20 protein-coding genes are annotated in these 15,879 nt (G+C 72.2%); 9 read left to right on the top strand and 11 right to left on the bottom strand.

Going from position 1 to position 15,879, the window contains the following annotated elements; all coding sequences use genetic code 11:
- The 3 genes from ACH41F_RS13980 to ACH41F_RS13970 all read right to left on the bottom strand — a co-directional run bounded on the left by ACH41F_RS13980 (position 1) and on the right by ACH41F_RS13970 (position 2,051).
- Positions 1 to 969, bottom strand: a complete 969-nt coding sequence (locus ACH41F_RS13980; RefSeq protein ID WP_391238352.1) for an aldo/keto reductase — start codon at positions 967 to 969, stop codon at positions 1 to 3.
- Positions 970 to 1,070: 101 nt separating this feature from the next.
- Positions 1,071 to 1,583 (bottom strand): flavoprotein, encoded by a 513-nt coding sequence (locus tag ACH41F_RS13975; RefSeq protein WP_398835331.1) that lies wholly within the window; start codon positions 1,581 to 1,583, stop codon positions 1,071 to 1,073.
- A gap of 9 nt (positions 1,584 to 1,592) precedes the next feature.
- Positions 1,593 to 2,051, bottom strand: coding sequence for a DUF1348 family protein (locus tag ACH41F_RS13970; protein ID WP_391238357.1), 459 nt, complete (start codon positions 2,049 to 2,051; stop codon positions 1,593 to 1,595).
- Between the two features lie 95 nt (positions 2,052 to 2,146).
- Here ACH41F_RS13970 and ACH41F_RS13965 point away from each other — a divergent pair, with 95 nt between their 5' ends.
- The 3 genes from ACH41F_RS13965 (at position 2,147) to ACH41F_RS13955 (ending at position 3,799) form a co-directional block, all read left to right on the top strand.
- Positions 2,147 to 2,704: a TetR/AcrR family transcriptional regulator gene (locus tag ACH41F_RS13965; RefSeq protein WP_398835327.1), complete on the top strand. Its 558-nt coding sequence runs from the start codon at positions 2,147 to 2,149 to the stop codon at positions 2,702 to 2,704.
- Between the two features lie 255 nt (positions 2,705 to 2,959).
- Entirely contained in the window at positions 2,960 to 3,589 is a 630-nt protein-coding gene (locus tag ACH41F_RS13960) for a LysE family transporter (protein ID WP_391238985.1), read from the top strand.
- A gap of 63 nt (positions 3,590 to 3,652) precedes the next feature.
- A complete protein-coding gene (locus ACH41F_RS13955) occupies positions 3,653 to 3,799 on the top strand; it encodes a hypothetical protein (protein WP_398835325.1) in 147 nt (48 codons plus the stop codon).
- Here ACH41F_RS13955 and ACH41F_RS13950 read toward each other — a convergent pair.
- Entirely contained in the window at positions 3,789 to 4,223 is a 435-nt protein-coding gene (locus ACH41F_RS13950) for a nuclear transport factor 2 family protein (protein WP_398835322.1), read from the bottom strand. The two genes, ACH41F_RS13955 and ACH41F_RS13950, sit on opposite strands and share 11 nt — an antisense overlap.
- A gap of 172 nt (positions 4,224 to 4,395) precedes the next feature.
- Here ACH41F_RS13950 and ACH41F_RS13945 point away from each other — a divergent pair, with 172 nt between their 5' ends.
- Complete coding sequence (locus ACH41F_RS13945; protein ID WP_391238366.1) at positions 4,396 to 4,845, top strand: nitroreductase/quinone reductase family protein; 450 nt, start codon at positions 4,396 to 4,398, stop codon at positions 4,843 to 4,845.
- A 77-nt stretch (positions 4,846 to 4,922) separates the two neighbouring features.
- Here the strand turns inward: ACH41F_RS13945 and ACH41F_RS13940 are convergent, their stop codons facing one another.
- Positions 4,923 to 5,894, bottom strand: a complete 972-nt coding sequence (locus ACH41F_RS13940) for a cation diffusion facilitator family transporter (RefSeq protein WP_391238368.1) — start codon at positions 5,892 to 5,894, stop codon at positions 4,923 to 4,925.
- Positions 5,895 to 5,978: 84 nt separating this feature from the next.
- Between ACH41F_RS13940 and ACH41F_RS13935 the strand changes: the two genes are divergently transcribed.
- A complete protein-coding gene (locus ACH41F_RS13935) occupies positions 5,979 to 6,986 on the top strand; it encodes a glutathione S-transferase C-terminal domain-containing protein (RefSeq protein WP_391238371.1) in 1,008 nt (335 codons plus the stop codon).
- A 20-nt stretch (positions 6,987 to 7,006) separates the two neighbouring features.
- The gene (locus tag ACH41F_RS13930; protein ID WP_391238373.1) at positions 7,007 to 7,309 is read left to right on the top strand and encodes a DUF4235 domain-containing protein; all 303 of its coding nucleotides are present in this window, start codon (positions 7,007 to 7,009) and stop codon (positions 7,307 to 7,309) included.
- A 95-nt stretch (positions 7,310 to 7,404) separates the two neighbouring features.
- Here ACH41F_RS13930 and ACH41F_RS13925 read toward each other — a convergent pair whose 3' ends face one another.
- The 4 genes from ACH41F_RS13925 to ACH41F_RS13910 form a co-directional block, all read right to left on the bottom strand.
- Positions 7,405 to 7,797 (bottom strand): VOC family protein, encoded by a 393-nt coding sequence (locus tag ACH41F_RS13925; RefSeq protein WP_391238376.1) that lies wholly within the window; start codon positions 7,795 to 7,797, stop codon positions 7,405 to 7,407.
- Between the two features lie 80 nt (positions 7,798 to 7,877).
- The gene (locus ACH41F_RS13920) at positions 7,878 to 8,342 is read right to left on the bottom strand and encodes a pyridoxamine 5'-phosphate oxidase family protein (protein ID WP_398835318.1); all 465 of its coding nucleotides are present in this window, start codon (positions 8,340 to 8,342) and stop codon (positions 7,878 to 7,880) included.
- Positions 8,343 to 8,465: 123 nt separating this feature from the next.
- Positions 8,466 to 10,631 carry an RNA polymerase recycling motor ATPase HelR gene (gene helR / locus ACH41F_RS13915; RefSeq protein ID WP_398835316.1) on the bottom strand — a complete coding sequence of 722 codons (2,166 nt, stop codon included), beginning with the start codon at positions 10,629 to 10,631 and terminating at the stop codon, positions 8,466 to 8,468.
- A 565-nt stretch (positions 10,632 to 11,196) separates the two neighbouring features.
- Positions 11,197 to 11,673, bottom strand: coding sequence for a GNAT family N-acetyltransferase (locus tag ACH41F_RS13910; RefSeq protein WP_398835313.1), 477 nt, complete (start codon positions 11,671 to 11,673; stop codon positions 11,197 to 11,199).
- A gap of 88 nt (positions 11,674 to 11,761) precedes the next feature.
- Here ACH41F_RS13910 and ACH41F_RS13905 point away from each other — a divergent pair, with 88 nt between their 5' ends.
- Together ACH41F_RS13905 and ACH41F_RS13900 are read left to right on the top strand one after the other, a co-directional pair.
- Positions 11,762 to 12,124 carry a DUF1304 family protein gene (locus ACH41F_RS13905; RefSeq protein WP_391238391.1) on the top strand — a complete coding sequence of 121 codons (363 nt, stop codon included), beginning with the start codon at positions 11,762 to 11,764 and terminating at the stop codon, positions 12,122 to 12,124.
- Entirely contained in the window at positions 12,121 to 12,684 is a 564-nt protein-coding gene (locus ACH41F_RS13900) for a TetR family transcriptional regulator (RefSeq protein WP_391238393.1), read from the top strand. Before ACH41F_RS13905 ends, ACH41F_RS13900 begins: the two co-directional genes overlap by 4 nt.
- 4 nt (positions 12,685 to 12,688) lie before the next feature.
- On the opposite strand, the gene ACH41F_RS13895 is transcribed toward ACH41F_RS13900, so the two are convergent.
- Together ACH41F_RS13895 and ACH41F_RS13890 are read right to left on the bottom strand one after the other, a co-directional pair.
- Complete coding sequence (locus ACH41F_RS13895; protein ID WP_391238396.1) at positions 12,689 to 13,549, bottom strand: hypothetical protein; 861 nt, start codon at positions 13,547 to 13,549, stop codon at positions 12,689 to 12,691.
- A gap of 341 nt (positions 13,550 to 13,890) precedes the next feature.
- Positions 13,891 to 14,850, bottom strand: a complete 960-nt coding sequence (locus ACH41F_RS13890) for a helix-turn-helix domain-containing protein (RefSeq protein WP_391238399.1) — start codon at positions 14,848 to 14,850, stop codon at positions 13,891 to 13,893.
- Positions 14,851 to 14,921: 71 nt separating this feature from the next.
- On the opposite strand from ACH41F_RS13890, the gene ACH41F_RS13885 reads away from it, so the two are divergent.
- A complete protein-coding gene (locus ACH41F_RS13885; protein WP_398835310.1) occupies positions 14,922 to 15,872 on the top strand; it encodes an NADP-dependent oxidoreductase in 951 nt (316 codons plus the stop codon).
- Positions 15,873 to 15,879: the final 7 nt, after the last annotated feature.

Below are 15,879 nucleotides of genomic sequence, written 5' to 3'. Positions count from 1 at the left end.
TCAGTGCCCCGCGATCGGGCGGGCCGTGTACGGCTGCTCCAGTTCCTCGATCTCCTTGTCGCTGAGCCGCAGTTCCACCGCGGCCACCGCGTCCTCGATGTGGTGCGGCTTGGCGGCGCCCACGATCGGCGCCGCCACGGTCTCCCGCTGGAGCAGCCAGGCGAGGGCCACCTGGGCCCGCGGCACGCCCCTGTCCTGCGCGATGCGGGTGACCGCCTCGACGATGGTGCGGTCGCTCTCCAGGTACAGCCGGCCGCCGAAGTCGTCCTGGGCGCTGCGGTCGGTGACCGTGCCCCAGTCGCGGGTCAGCCGGCCCCGCGCGAGCGGGCTCCACGGCAGCGTCGCGACGCCCTGGTCCGCGCACAGCGGCAGCATCTCGCGCTCCTCCTCGCGGTAGAGGAGGTTGTAGTGGTTCTGCATCGAGACGAACGGGGTCCAGCCGTGCCGCTCCGCCGTGTACTGCATCTTGGAGAACTGCCAGGCGTACATCGAACTCGCCCCGAGATAACGGACCTTGCCCGCCTTGACCAGGTCGTGCAGGGCCTCCATGGTCTCCTCGACCGGGGTGTGCGGGTCGAAGCGGTGGATCTGGTAGAGGTCGACGTAGTCGGTGCCCAGGCGGCTCAGGCTGTGGTCGATCTCCGCCATGATCGCCTTGCGGGACAGTCCGGCGGCGTTCGGCCCGGACCGCATCCGGCCGTTCACCTTGGTCGCCAGGACGATCTCGTCGCGGTGGGCGAAGTCCCGCAGCGCCTTGCCGACGATCTCCTCGCTGGTGCCGTCGGAGTAGACGTTCGCCGTGTCGAAGAAGTTGATCCCGGCGTCCAGCGCCTGCCGGATCAACGGCCGCGACGCCTCCTCGTCCAGGGTCCACTCGTGCACCCCGCGGTCGGGCAGCCCGTAGGTCATGCACCCCAGGCAGATCCGCGACACGTCCAGGCCGGTCGAACCGAGCTTCACGTACTGCATCGTTGCTGCTCCCGCCTTCCGGATGGTTACCAGGGGAGCGTACGACCTCGACCTGCGCACGGGCCGCTGCTGTCACCCCGGGCCCACGCGCCCGCGCCGGCTCAGCCCAGCAGCTCCCACGCCCGCTCCCACCCGAACTCCTCCCCCGCCTCCCCCGTGTACGCGGGGCCGAGGCGGACGCCCATCCCGCGCAGGCGGGTCAGGCTGTCCTGGTAGGCGGGGTGGGCGGCGAGCGCGTCGGCCACGCAGGGCAGGGCGGCGACCGGCACACCGAGGCCGGGCGCCTCGCACAGGGTGGCGACGGCGAGGGTGTCGGCGAGTCCGGCCGCCCACTTGTTGACGGTGTTGAAGGTGACGGGGGCGGCCACCACCGCGTCCGGCGGCGGGAAGGGGCGCGGGTCGGCGGGGGTGCGCCAGGCGGAGCGGATCGGGCGTCCGCACCGGGCCTCGACGTCGGCGGTGTCGAAGAAGCCGTTCATCGCGACGGGAGTGGCGATGACCCCGACCTCCCAGCCCCGCTTCCGGGCGGCGGTGACGAGTTCGCCGACGCCCGCTGCGACACCGGCGGCGCAGACGACGACGTAGAGGAAGGGCTTGTCGGCCTGTTCGGTCATCCGGTGACCCTACTGAAGGGGGAAGGAGGCTCCGCGCTCGGCCTCGGGGCGGGGGCCGTGGATGCGGCGGTCCTTCTCCTCGATGGGTACGTCGTTGATGCTGGCCTCGCGCCGGCTCATCAGGCCGTGCTCGTCGAACTCCCAGAGCTCGTTGCCGTAACTGCGCCACCACCGGCCGTCGGTGTCCTGGCACTCGTACTGGAAGCGGACGGCGATGCGGTTGCCGTCGAAGGCCCACAGGTCCTTGCGCAGGGCGTACTCGCGTTCGCGCGCCCATTTCGCGGTGAGGAACTCGACGATCTCCCCGCGGCCGGTGACGAAGGTGTCGCGGTTGCGCCAGACCGAGTTCTCGGAGTAGGCGAGCGCCACCGTGGACGGGTCGCGGGTGTTCCAGGCGTCCTCGGCGGCCTGCACCTTCCGGGCCGCGCTCTCACGGGTGAACGGCGGCAGGGGTGGACGGTCGGTCACGGCAACCTCCAGGGCCGGCAAGGGAGAACGCTTGTTCTCCGGCTGGCTGCTACGGTAGGAGAACGCACGTTCTCGCGTCAAGGAGTGACCCCGCCATGGACAGCGACACCGCCCGGGAACGGGCACTGGACGCCGCCGAGGAGCTGTTCTACGGCCGCGGCGTCCAGTCCGTGGGCATGGACGACATTCGCGGCGCGTCCGGGGTGTCGCTCAAGCGGCTCTACCAACTCTTCCCGGCGAAGGAGCAGTTGGTGGAGGCCTACCTGGAACGGCGCGACGTCCGCTGGCGGGGGCGGCTCGCGGAGCACGTGGAGCGGAACACGGATCCCGTACAGCGGCTGCTCACCGTCTTCGACTGGCTGGAGGGGTGGTTCGCCGAGGACGGCTTCCGCGGCTGCGCGTGGATCAATTCCTACGGCGAGCTCGGCGCGACCTCGGACCGGGTCGCCACTCAAGTCCGGTCGCACAAGCGGGCGTTCAGGGCCTACCTCGACGGCCTCGTGGCTGCCGCGGGGCTGCCGAACGCCCTCACCGGACAGCTGTACCTGCTGGCCGAGGGCGCCATGGTCACCGCGGGCATCACCGGCAGCACCCGACCCGCGGCGGAGGCACGGGAGGCGGCGAAGGCACTGGTGGCCGCCTCCCGACCGTGACGGGGCGTGACGCTGGTCGCCGATCCGGCCGAAGACCGACAGCACGACGCGAGGCCCGGCGACCCCGGGGCTCGGGCGTCGGTCGTCGCCCCCGGGTGCGGTTGCCGGCGTAATTCGGTTGTCGGCCCCGACCGGCCGCCCCCACAATCCGGCCATGCCTACCTTCGTCTCGCCCCTGCCGCTGACCGCCGCCGTCCGTCCGGCGCGGTTCCAGCAGCAGTCCGGCCGACCGTGGGGACCGACGCCTCCCACCTCGTGACCGCCGCGCTCGTCGCGGGGCTGCTCGCCGGATACGGCATCGCCGTACCCGTCGGGGCGGTCGCGACCTACCTCGTCTCCCTGACCGCCCGCACGTCCCTGCGGACGGGTGTCTGCGCCGCTCTGGGCGTCGCCACCGCCGACGGGCTCTACGCCCTGGCGGCCACGCTCGGGGGCTCCGCCCTCGCCGCCGCGCTGCGCCCCGTGCTCGGACCCCTGCGCTGGGCCTCCGCCGTGGTGCTGCTCGCGCTGGCGGCACACGGCGCGGTCACGGCCGTACGCCGGTACCGTGCCCGCCGGCTCGCCGCACGCGCCGACCCGCCGCCGCCGAGCCCCGCCCGGGCCTATCTGGCGCTGCTCGGGATCACCCTGCTCAACCCGACCACCGTGATCTACTTCGCGGCCCTGGTCCTCGGCACCCGCGCCACCGACCCGGTCCAGCCGTTGGAGCAGGGCGTGTTCGTCGGGGCGGCCTTCCTCGCCTCCGCGAGCTGGCAGGTGCTGCTGGCCGGAGGCGGGGCGCTGCTCGGCCGCGTGCTGACCGGCCGACGCGGGCGCCTGGTGACGGCCGTGCTGTCCAGCGCCGTGATCACGGTCCTGGCGGTACGCATGATGTGGCCGGGGTGATCAGGGCGGGCCCGTACGCGACGACGTGGTCGGGGCGAGCGGGACCTGCCGTACGGATGTCGCATGAACGGCGTCGCGGCCCTCGCCGCACCGATACGGACGAGGTCTCTGGTCGGCGCCACGCCCCCGTGGCCGTGCGGACGACGTGCCGCCGGTGTCACCTGCGGTCTGGTCGGCGACACGGCCCCGGCCGTACGGATCACGGCGTGAAGGCGCGGGCGACCGCGAGGGAGTCCTCGTAGACGTGGTGGCGGACGATTCTGCCGTCCTCGACGGTCAGGTGCAGGGCGAACCTGGCGCGATAGGGACGCCCGGTCGCCTGCGCGGTCTGCCGGATCTCGCCGAGGACCACCGCGTCGGCGCCGTCGACGAGGACGCGCTCGATCCGGGTGTCCGCCTGCCCGGGGACGTGATGGGCGGCCAGTTCGCGGTAGTGCGCGGCGGCGTCGGCCCGGGTCGAGCGGTGCCGGATCCAGGGGGTGGCGGGGCGGTCGTGCTCGTCCTCCGGCCAGTTCAGCTTCCAGTCGGCCCGGTCGGCGTACAGCTCGGCGATCCGCTCCGGGTCGCCCTCGCCGATGCGCCGGAGCAGTTCCTCGGTCACGGCACGGGTGGTCGCGGCGGCTGTGGTGGTCATCGTGGGTCCTTTCCCTCGGCCGGGTTCCACTGTGTCCCGGCGGGGCCGCCGGGGCGATTACCTCCGAGGTCATGGCCCGTCCGGATCCGGGCCGCGGAACGGATGAATCCTGCACGCGCCGGTGTTGTAGGACGGTGTCAGCAAGCCGTACGACGACGATGGGACGGATTCCATGCCACTTGAGGGCGAGTACGAGCCGAGTCCGACGGAGTGGGTGCGCGAGCAGGTGGAGCTGTACGAGAGCTCCGGCGGCACCGAGGGGACCACTCTGCTGGACACGGGGATGCCCGTCATCCTCCTGACCACCCGGGGTGCCAAGAGCGGCAAGCTCCGCAAGACGCCGCTGATGCGGGTCGAGCACGACGGCCGGTACGCCGCTGTCGCCTCGCTGGGCGGGGCGCCGAAGCACCCGGTCTGGTACCACAACGTCAAGGCCGACCCCCGGGTGGAACTCCAGGACGGGCCTGACAAGTGGGACATGACCGCCCGTGAGGTCACCGGCGAGGAGAAGGCCGCCTGGTGGGAGCGTGCGGTGGCGGCCTATCCGGCCTACGCGGAGTACCAGGAGAAGACCGACCGGGAGATCCCCGTCTTCGTGCTCGAACCGGTCGACAAGCACTGACACGGCATCGCGTCCCCGGCCAGGAAAAAATTCTCGGCCGGGGACGCATGAAGCCCTGTGTGCCGGGCACCTGAGGCTCAGGCCCCGCCGCGTTCCCCCGTCGCGGCGGGGCTTTCCGCTGCCTCGCCGGCAGGCCGGTCGGTGATGTCCAGGAAGATCTGGTCCGCCTCGGGGAACGTGCCGGCGACCGACCGCTTGATCCGGACGGCGACCTCCTCCACCCGTTCGCTGTCGAGGCCCGGCACCAGATCGACCCGGGCCGCCACCAGGCACGACTTCAACCCCGTCTGCATCGTGAACAGCGCCTCCACGCTGTCGATCTCGGGCTGCGCCGCCAGCAGCGCCCGGATCCGCCCGCTGGTCTCGGGGTCGGCCGCCGCGCCGATCAGCTGGTCGCGTGCCTCACGGCCCAGCCGGTAGGCGACGAGGACCAGGAGCACCCCGATCGCCAGGGACGCGGACGCCTCCCACACGACCTGCCCGGTGACCATGTGCAGGGCCATGCCGATCATGGCGAGGGTCACACCGAGCACCGCCGTGCCGTCCTCGGCGATCACCGTACGCAGCGCCGGGTCGCGCAGACCCTCACCGGTGCCGCCCTGCCGGCGCATCTGGTAGAGCGCCCGCACCAGCGACGCGCCCTCGGCGACGAGGGCGACGCCCAGCACGACCAGACCCGCGACATAGCCGCTGAGCTCCTCCTCCGCGCCGCCCCTGAGGGCCTCGAGCCCCTGGAAGAAGGAGAAGCAGCCACCCATGACGAAGATCCCGACGGCGGCGAGCAGGGACCAGAAGTAGCGCTCCTTGCCGTAGCCGAAGGGATGGCGTCCGTCTGCGGGGCGCCTGCTGCGGCGCAGCGCGGCCAGGAGGAAGACCTCGTTGAGGCTGTCGGCGACGGAGTGGGCCGCCTCCGACAGCAGCGCCGGCGAGTGGGCGAGGAGCCCTCCTACCGCCTTGGCCACCGCGATCACCAGGTTGGCCGCCAGAGCCACCAGCACGGTGATGCGTGTACGTCGATCCGCCGTGTTCTCGTTGTCTGTCCCGCTCACCTCCGCCGACTGCCCCGGCCAAGAAGGCTCACACGCCGAAATCTGGGAACGCGGTGTGCAGGGCACTTGAGGACAGGAGGCAGCATGGAGGGCAACCGCGCGTACGGGCACAAGACGTTCCAGCGGTCCAAGGCCCATTTCGCCGACCGTGTCACCGCGGACGGCCGCGACGGCTGGCCGGTGGAGGCCGGCCGCTACCGGCTGGTCGTCAGCCGGGCCTGCCCGTGGGCGAGCCGCGCCCTGGTGTCCAGGCGGCTGCTCGGGCTGGAGGACGCCCTGTCGCTGGCCGTCGCCGACCCGATCCAGGACGACCGCAGCTGGCGCTTCACCCTCGACCCGGACGGCCGCGACCCGGTCCTCGGCATCCGCTACCTCAGCGAGGCCTACGAACGGCGTGAACCCGGTCACCCGGGTGGGGTCAGCGTGCCCGCGCTCGTGGACGTGCCCAGCGGTGAGCTGGTCACCAACGACTACCAGCAGCTCACCCTGGACCTCGCCACCGAGTGGACGGCCCTGCACCGGGACGGCGCACCGGACCTGTATCCCGAGCCGCTGCGCGACGAGATCGACTCGGTGATGGCGGACGTCTACGAGGACGTCAACAACGGCGTGTACCGGGCGGGTTTCGCCACCGAGCAGAAGGAGTACGAGGAAGCGTGCGCGGGCGTCTTCCGGCGCCTGGAGCTGCTGACGCCCAGGCTGGCCCGGCAGCGCTATCTGGTCGGCGAGACGATCACCGAGGCGGACATCCGGCTGTTCACCACCCTGGTCCGCTTCGACGCCGTCTACCACGGCCACTTCAAGTGCAACCGCTGGAAGCTGACGGAGAACCAGGTGCTGTGGGGGTACGCCCGCGACCTCTATCAGACGCCCGGCTTCGGTGACACGGTCGACTTCGACCACATCAAACGCCACTACTACCAGGTGCACTCCGGCATCAACCCGACCGGCATCGTGCCGCTCGGACCGGACCTGGCGGGCTGGCTGAGCGCGCACCACCGTGAGGAGCTGGGCGGCCGGCCGTTCGGCGACGGGACACCTCCGGGGCCGCCGCCCGCCGACGAACGCGTCCCCGCACAGGGACCGCGGTAAGCAACGAAGGAGAGAGATACATGGCCAAGAAGAAGAAGCTCAAGCTTCCCCTCGCCTACAAGCCCGTCGGGTTCCTGCTGGGCTGGTCGAGCGGTTGGCTGGCGGGGCTCGCGTTCCAGAAGACGTGGAAGGTGGTCCGGCACGAGGACGACGCGCCCGACGCGCTGGACCGGGATCGCGGCTGGGCGGAGATCCTGATCGCCGCGGCCGTGCAGGGCGCCATCTTCGCGGTCGTGCGCAGCGCCGTGGACCGCACGGGCGCGAAGGCCATCGAACGGTCCACGGGGGTCTGGCCGACCGACGACAGCGGCGGCCGGGACTGACCGGACCGCCCGTCCCTGCGGACGGACAGCGAGCGGGCCGGCGGAAGAAATTCCGCCGGCCCGCTCGTGTGTGTCTCAGCCCTGTTTGGGCGCCGTCAGCCCTGCTTGGGCGCCGTGGAAGAGGCGCAGCGCACGGTGAAGGAGTGGCCGGCCGGGTCGGCGTACCCGCGCTCCTCGAACGGGCCCGAGACGTCCTTCGTCTCCAGCGGGCGCCCACCGAGTCCGATGACCTTGCGCTCCACCTCGTCCAGGTCCTCCACGAGAAAGTCGAGGTGGGCCTGGAGGGAGTTCTCGGGGCGTGGCCAGCTCGGCGGCGTGGCGTTCATGTCCCGGCGGAACGCCAGCCGGGTTCCCTCGGCGCCGAGGATCTCCACGCGGTTGGCGCTCGCGTCGGTCTGCTCCCCCTCCAGCAGCTCCACGTAGAACGCGGCGAGCTTCTCCGGCTCGGCGCAGTCGAGCACGACGAAGCCCGCTTTCACCAGTGCCATGTCTCCTCCGAACGGTCCGGGGCGCGGGGCGCTCCTGCGGCCGCCACCCTGTACCTTGCGGATATCCCGAACCGCCCGGTTCAGTCGGCGACCAACCACTCGCCGTCGCGCATCAGTTCCCGCCCGGCGAGTTCGTTGGCCTCCCGCCAAGCCTGTACGCGGGTCGGCCGGACCCGGAAGTACAGGTAGGGCGTGGCGAGTTCACGCGGTTCGAAGCCGGTGGCGGCGGCGAAGCGGTCGGCCTCCTCCGCGCCCAGTTCGGCGGGCGTGTACGTCTCGACGATGCCGTCGATCATCACGACGTCCCGGGTGGGACCGAGGCCGAGGCGGGTGCGGCCGGTCGCCTTCAGGTTCCGGCCGGTCGGACTGCCGGCCGGGGTGGACAGCAGCAGGGTCGAGCCGTCCCAGAGGAAGGACAGGGGGACGAGGAACGGCACTCCCCCGTCGGCGTCCGCGGTGGCCACCCACACGTCCTCGTCGTGCTCCAGACGCTTCAAGGTGTCCTGCTTGCGCTGCTCGGCGGAGCGGGCGGGTGGCTGGGTCATCGGTGGACGGCCTCCTGGCGGGACGGTGTTGACGGACGCGGTCATTGTGGCGCGTGGACACCGGCGTTGCCGGCCAGGGACGACGCGGCCCGCGCCCTCGGGGTGAGGGCGCGGGGGCCGGCGTCAGCTGGTGAGCACGACGAGTTGGCGGGTGGCCCGCGTCATCGCCACGTAGTGTTCGACCGCGCCCTCGATGCCCTCGCCGAACTTCTCGGGGTCCACCAGGACGACCAGGTCGAACTCCAGGCCCTTCGACAGCTCCGGGGTGAGCGAGCGCACGCGCGCACCGTCTCGGAACGCGGGGTCCCCGATGACACAGGCGGTCCCGTCGGTGTTCTCGGCGAGCCAGGTGTCGAGGACGGACTCCAGCTCGGCGACCGATCCGTGGCGTACCGGGACACCACCGCTGCGGATGGAGGTCGGCACGTTGGCGTCCGGGAGCACGGCCCGGATCACCGGCTCGGCCTCGGCCATGATCTCCTCCGGCGTCCGGTAGTTGATGCTCAGGGACGTCAGCTCGATCCGGTCGAACCCGACCCGCTCCAGCCGCTCCCGCCACGACTCGGTGAACCCGTGCCGGGCCTGGGCGCGGTCCCCGACGATGGTGAAACTCCGCGACGGGCAGCGCAGCAGCAGCATCTGCCACTCGGCGTCGGTCAGTTCCTGGGCCTCGTCGACGACGACGTGCGCGAACGGGCCGGCCAGCAGGTCCGGGTCGGCGGTGACCAGTTCGGACTCGTCGACCAGGCTGACCTTGGCGTCCTCGCCCCGCAACATCGTCACCAGGCCCTCGCCGTCGTCCCCGTCGGCGCCCGAGTTGGAGACGGCCTCGATCAGGGTGTCGACGACCCGGGTCATCTGCTCCCGCTGGGCGGCGAGGGCGGTCTTGTGCCGGACCTGGCGCCGGGCCGTCTCCGGGTCCCCGAGCCGCTGCCGGGCCGCGTCCAGGAACGGCAGGTCGGACACCGTCCAGGCCTGGGCCTCCGCCCGCTGGAGCGTGCGCACCTCGTCGGGGGTGAGCCAGGGAGCGCACATCCGCAGGTAGGCGGGGACCGTCCACAGGTCTCCGACGAGGTCGGTCGCTTCGAGCAGCGGCCAGGCGCGGTTGAAAGCGGTGCGCAGCTCCCTGTTCTGCCGCAGCGACTTGCGGAGCAGGTCGGGCGACACGTCGCCCTCGTGCTTGTCCATCAGGATGGTGAGCAGTTCCTCCCAGACCTGGTCGCGCGCCTCGTTGTGCGCGGTGCCGGGTTCCGCCGCGTCGAACGCCACCGCCCACTCGTCGGCGCTCAGCGGGATGTCGGACCAGTGGGTCGTGACCGTCATGCCCTTGGCGGGCGGCTCCTCGTAGAACCTGACGGCCTTATCGATCGCCCCCACCAGCCGCGCGGACGACTTCAGCCGGGCCACCTCCGGATCGGCCTCGATCCCGGCGGTGGCCCCTTCGGCGACGAGGTCCCGCACGATGCAGGTCTGCACGCCCTCCTCGCCGAGGCTGGGCAGGACGTCGGAGACGTACGACAGATAGGGCCGGTGCGGGCCGACGAAGAGCACGCCGCCGCGTCGGTGACCGAGGCGGGGGTCGGAGTGCAGGAGGTAGGCGGAGCGGTGCAGGGCGACGACGGTCTTGCCGGTGCCCGGGCCGCCGTCGACGACGAGGGCGCCGCGTGATCCGGCGCGGATGATGGCGTCCTGGTCGGCCTGGATGGTGCCGAGGACGTCCCGCATACGGGGTGAGCGGTTGGTGCCGAGGCTGGCGATGAAGGCGGACTGGTCGTCGAGCGCGGCGCGGTGTTCGAGGCCGTCGGCGGTGAACACCTCGTCCCAGTAGTCGCTGATCCGGCCGCCGGCCCAGCGGTAGCGGCGACGGCTGGCCAACCCCATCGGGTTGCCGTGGGTGGCGCCGAAGAACGGCTCGGCCGCGGGTGAGCGCCAGTCGACCAGCAGTCGGCGGCCCGAGCTGTCGGTGAGGCCGAGCCGCCCGATGTAGAGGGGCTCGGAGCCGTCGGCGCCGACCATGTGGCCGAGGCACAGGTCGAGACCGAAGCGGCGCAGAGTGCGCAGACGCGCGGTCAGCCGGTGGATCTCGGTGTCGCGGTCCATCGCGTGCCGGCCCATGCCGCCGGGTGCCCTGCGGGCGGCGTCGAGCTGCTCGGACACCTCTGCGATCGACTGCTCCAGACACTCCGCGAGCGCCTGGAAGTGCCGCTCGTCGTCGGCGATCAACGCCGGGTCGGCCTTGGCGGAGAGGCGCTCGGGGAGGTCGAAGGCGCTGGTGGGCAGGGTGTTCAAGTAATCAGCTCCGCTGTGAGGTGGGGTGCGGCCATGGGGGACATGGCAGGGGTGCGGGGGACGGGCTCGCGGCTCCCGCGTGGTTCACACGGACACCGGCGGCCCGTCCGGGTCGATGATGTCAAGCAACAGCCCGGCGCCCCGAGTCACGCCGTCGGTGCGCACGGTGTCGGCGAGGTCCCGGGCACGGGCCCGGGTCTCGGGGGCGAGGACGGCCGGGAGGACCCGGAGATCGGCGCTGGGCCGTCCACTGCGGCACCGATACCGCGGTCGGCCACCTGTGCACGGCGGCGACGTCCCGGACGCCGGGCGCACACGTCGGCACCGCGAGTCCCGCGAGCGGCTGGACGTCCCCGCGCGACCCGTCCGTCGACAACGACACCCGCACGTCGTGGCTCCCCGTTCTGCCTGGTTCCTGGCCTAGGCCGGAGATTGTGCGCCACGGTGGGGGCCTTGCCGCAAGCCCCTGGGTGCGCTATACATTGAACATGGCAAGGGAGTGAGTACTCCTCTTGCCCTTTCTTTTTTGGCCCCTCTTCTGTGCCGCTTCTCCTTCCGCGCCGCTTCAGAGCGTCTGCCGCAGCGTCACCGTCTGCGGAGTGAAGCCGTTCCGTTCGTAGAAGCGGATCGCGTCGGTGTTGGCCGAGTACGCCGTCACCTCGACCTCCTCGGCGCCCTCCCGGCGGGCCCAGGCGAGGAACTCCCCCACCAGCGCCGTCCCGGCCCGGGCTCGCCGGTGCTCGGGACGGACGTACATGCTGAGCAGGGTCGCCGATGTGACCAGCCGCCGCTCCGTGGGCCTCGTCACCGCCCCCGTCAGATGTCCCACCACACGCGTCCCCTGATCCACGACGAGGACCAGGCGCGCCGGGTCCTCGAGCGCGGCCGTGAACGCCGCCTCCCCGTGCTTGCGTGGCCAGTCGACGTTGAGGGTCGCGTCCCGGGTGCCGCCGTCCTCGGCGAAGAGGCTCGCACTGGAGGCGACGAGTCCCGGTATGTCCTCGATGCGGGCCCGCCGCACGATCACATCCTGATCAGTCATCCCAGAAGGCTAACGCCGACGTCGACCTCATGGACACCTGTCCAGCTATAGTGGACACCTGTCCACGAAGAGGGAACCGAGGGAGAGCATGGAAACGGTCGCGAACGTGCTGGTGGGCCTGGTGGCCGCGCTGCACGTGTACATCCTGGTGATGGAGATGTTCCTGTGGCAGAAGAAGCCGGGGATGTCCTTCCACGGCTTCGACCGGGAGATGGCCAGGGCCACCGCGGCGATGGCGGCCAACCAGGGCCTCTACAACGGCTTCCTCGCCGCCGGCCTGGTCTGGGGTCTGATCGCCGCCGACCCGACGGGCTTCCGCGCCCAGGTGTTCTTCCTGTCCTGCGTGATCGTCGCGGGCGTGTACGGCGCGGTCACCGCCAACGTCCGCATCCTCGCCGCTCAGGCCCTCCCCGGTGCGCTCGCCCTGGGCGCGGTCCTGCTGGCCCGGTGACCCGCGCCGCGCCGGAGGACCCTCGTGCGGCGCGCACCCGTGCGCGGCTGCGCGAGGCCCTGCTCGTGGAGTGCTCCGAACGCCCGCTGGGGGAGGTCGGCGTGGCCGCGCTGGTACGGCGGGCGGGAGTCGGACGGGCCACGTTCTACGTCCACTACGACGGTCTGGAGGCGCTCGCGGTCGACGCCTGCGCGGACGTCGTACGCGAGGCCGTGGAGGCGCTGCACGCCTGGCGCGGGCGGCCCGACCCGGTGCACGCGCCGCCCGCCCTGCCGGAGTTCTTCGCCTCGCTCGCTCCCCACGCGGCGCTGTACCGGGCCCTGTTGAGTCCGGGTGGCGGTGGCCCGCTGGGTCGGGTCCTGCACCGGGATCTGCGGGCCTACAGCCTGCGGGAGCGCGAACTGGCGGGTGCCGCCGACGCCCCCCTGGTCGCCTCCGCGGTCGCCGCCACGTTCGCCGGTGTGCTGGCCGACTGGCTGCACGGACTGCTGGACGGCGGTCCCGGTGACATCGCCGACCAGGTCTGGCAGTTGCTGGTCGCCCTGCACGCCAGCCGCTGACGGCTCAGGCGCACCCCCAGCCCTCCTTGACCCGCGGCCAGGCCTCCACGCCGTCGGACGTGCGCACGTACGCCGTCTCCTTGTCGGCCGTGAACCACAACTGCCGGTCCCCCAGCCGGTATCCGGTGTCCTCGGCATCGGCGGGCAGGGTGACGCCACCGTCGTAGGGGGCCTCGAGCATGTCGTCGCCGAGGACTCCCTTCGGGTCGCGGGCGTAGTGCCTGCCGTCCCTGCCCTCGCCCGTGCTCAGGAAGTGCGCGTCCTGCCAGTCGCAGTGGGCGGGGCCGACCGAGCTGCTGACGATGCTGACCGGCACCCGCTTGCCGGCGCGGTCGGTCCAGACCTCGTACTCCTTGGCGTCGGTGAAGCTCGCCGGGAATTCGGCCGGGTCGCAGGAGGCGCTGGTCTCCGGGCCCCAACCAGGCCGGTGCGCACGGTCCTTGGCGACGATCACGGCCACCTTGGTCCGGCCGTCGACGTCGAGGGAGAACAGGACACGGCCGCCCTCCGCCCGCTCCACGCGGTAACCGGCGTGCGGCACCTCGGGCTGCTCGATCTCGAAGTACGCCTCCAGTCCCTCCTCGGGCGTCTCGCCCCCGTCGCCCTCGCTCCACCGCTCGCCGCCACCGGCCGCGTAGATCTCCCAGTCGCACTCCAGGGCCCGGGCCGCGGCGCCGGTGTCGACGAGTGCGGACCGGTCGTCCTTCTCCTCGTCCCAGGCCTTGCCGGGGATGTACAGCGGCCCGCTGTAGGGCGTCGGCGGTGCCGTGCCCTCGACGACCACGTCCTCCCCGGTCCCGGTGCCGCAGCCCACGGCCGCCACCGCCATCAGCGCCGACAGCGCCACCGCCCGGCCTCCGCGCATCCCCACCCCTGCCTCACCGACCACCGTCACGCACCTCCGACGCGCGGGGTGCGGAAAACGTTCGGTCCGGCGCGGGACGGGATGGAGGTCCGCCGGCGGACGGAGCGGAGACGACCGGCTCGGCGCGCGGTCTCCTGGCAGATCGCCGGACGGCTCGCGCGGGCAGTGCCCGGTTCGGCCCGCCGTCTCCCGACAGATCGCCAGACGGCTGGAGCGGGCAGTGCCCGGATCGGCCCGCGGTCTCCTGGCAGATCCGCCGGACGGCTCGCGCGGGCAGTGGCCGTTTCAGCGCACGGCCGTCCGGGAGTTCCGCCGGACGGCCCACCCCGGCGGCGGCCGGCTCAGCGTGCGGCCGCCTGGAAGGTGCGTCGGTAGGCCTGCGGGGACACGCCGATCGCCGCGTGCAGGTGCTGGCGCAGGGAGGCGCCGGTGGCGAAGCCGACCTCGCCGGCGATCTGGTCCACCGAGAGGTCGCTGGACTCCAGCAGATGGCGGGCACGGGCCACGCGCTGCTGGATCAGCCAGCGGCCGGGGCTCAGGCCCACCTCGTCGTGGAAGCGGCGGGCGAAGGTGCGCAGGCTCATCCGGGCGTGGGCGGCGAGGTCGGTCAGCGCGAGGGGCTCGGCGAGGCGCTCCAGAGCCCAGGCGCGGGTGGCGGCGGTGCTCGCGGCGCCGCTCTGCGGGACCGGCTGCTCGATGTACTGGGCCTGGCCGCCGTCCCGGAAGGGCGGCACGACACAGCGCCGGGCCACCGCGTTGGCCAGCTCGCTGCCGTGGTCGGTGCGGACGATGTGCAGGCACACGTCCACGCCGGAGGCCGCGCCGGCGGAGGTGAGGATGCGGCCGTCGTGGACGAACAGGACGTCCGGGTCCAGGTCGACCTGGGGATACAGGCGCCGGAAAGCGTCGGTGACCTGCCAGTGCGTGGTGGCCCTGCGGCCGTCGAGCAGGCCCGCCGCGGCGAGGACGAAGGCGGCCGTGCAGATCGACACGATCCGGGCGTCCGGGCGGATCAGCGCGAGAGCGGCGGCGAGTTCGGCCGGCAGCTCGGCGGGGATGTGCGCCGGAGTCATGGAGGCGACGACCACGGTGTCGGCCGTGGCGAGGATCTCCGGTCCGTACTGGACCCCGATCGTGAAGTCCGCGTTGCTGCGCACCGGTCGGCCGTCGACGCTGCACGTCAGGACTTCGTAGTGCCCGTCGGCGGCGCCGAAGATCCGGCTGGGGATGCCCAGCTCGAAGGGGTAGACGCCCTCCAGTGCCAGGACCACGACTCGCTCGACCCGCCGTTTCTCACGCATGGCACGATTCTATCGAAGGTTGGCAATCATGCCATTTTCCGGGGGGGCGGAGCCCGGCACGCTGGATCACCATGAGCACTGTGAACACCATGCGAGTCATCAGCCAGAACGTCCTCGGCGGCCCCGAGGTCCTGAAGGAGACCGAGGCGGAGCGGCCCGAGCCGCGCGCCAACGAGGTACTGGTCCGGGTACGGGCGGCCGGGGTCAACCCCACCGACTGGAAGCACCGCGCCACCGGCGGCTTCCTGGGTCAGCCGCCCTTCGTCCTCGGCTGGGACGTCTCCGGTGTGGTCGAGGCCGTCGGCATCGGCGTCGCCCGGTTCCAGCCCGGGGACGAGGTCTTCGGCATGCTGTCCTACCCGTACGGCCACGGCTCGCACGCCGAGTACGTGACGGCCCCGGCGCGCACCTTCGTGCACAAGCCGGCCTCGATCGACCACACCGAGGCGGGCGCGCTGCCGCTGGTCTCGCTGACCGCGTGGCAGGCGCTGGTGGAGTACGCCGACGTGCAGCCGGGGCAGCGGGTGCTGATCCACGCGGCGGCCGGCGGGGTCGGGCACGTGGCGGTGCAGATCGCCAAGGCGCGGGGCGCCTACGTGATCGGCACGGCGAGCGCGGGCAAGCACGAGTTCCTGCGCGGGATCGGTGTGGACGAGGCGATCGACTACCGGGAGACGGACTTCACCGACGCCGTCAAGGACGTCGACGTCGTCCTGGACACCCTCGGCGACGACACGTCCGTGCGCTCGCTGCGGGTGCTGCGGCCGGGCGGGATCGTGGTGTCGATCCTGCCGGTCGGGTCCTCGGAGTTCTTCGAGGAGGCCGAACGGCTCGGTGTGAGGGCGCTGCGCATGCTGGTGGACGCCTCCCACAGCGGGATGAAGGCGATCGCGGAGCTGGTGGAGGCGGGGAAGCTGCGCCCCGCGATCGCCGGCACCTTCCCGCTGGCCGATGCCGCCGAGGCCCATGCGCTCGGTGACACCGGCCGGACCACCGGGAAGCTGGTCCTGCTGACGGACTGACCCAGGA

The sequence above is a fragment of the Streptomyces sp. NPDC020489 genome (assembly GCF_044386545.1).
Lineage (GTDB): Bacteria > Actinomycetota > Actinomycetes > Streptomycetales > Streptomycetaceae > Streptomyces.
This window is presented reverse-complemented; position numbering and strand designations above follow the sequence as displayed.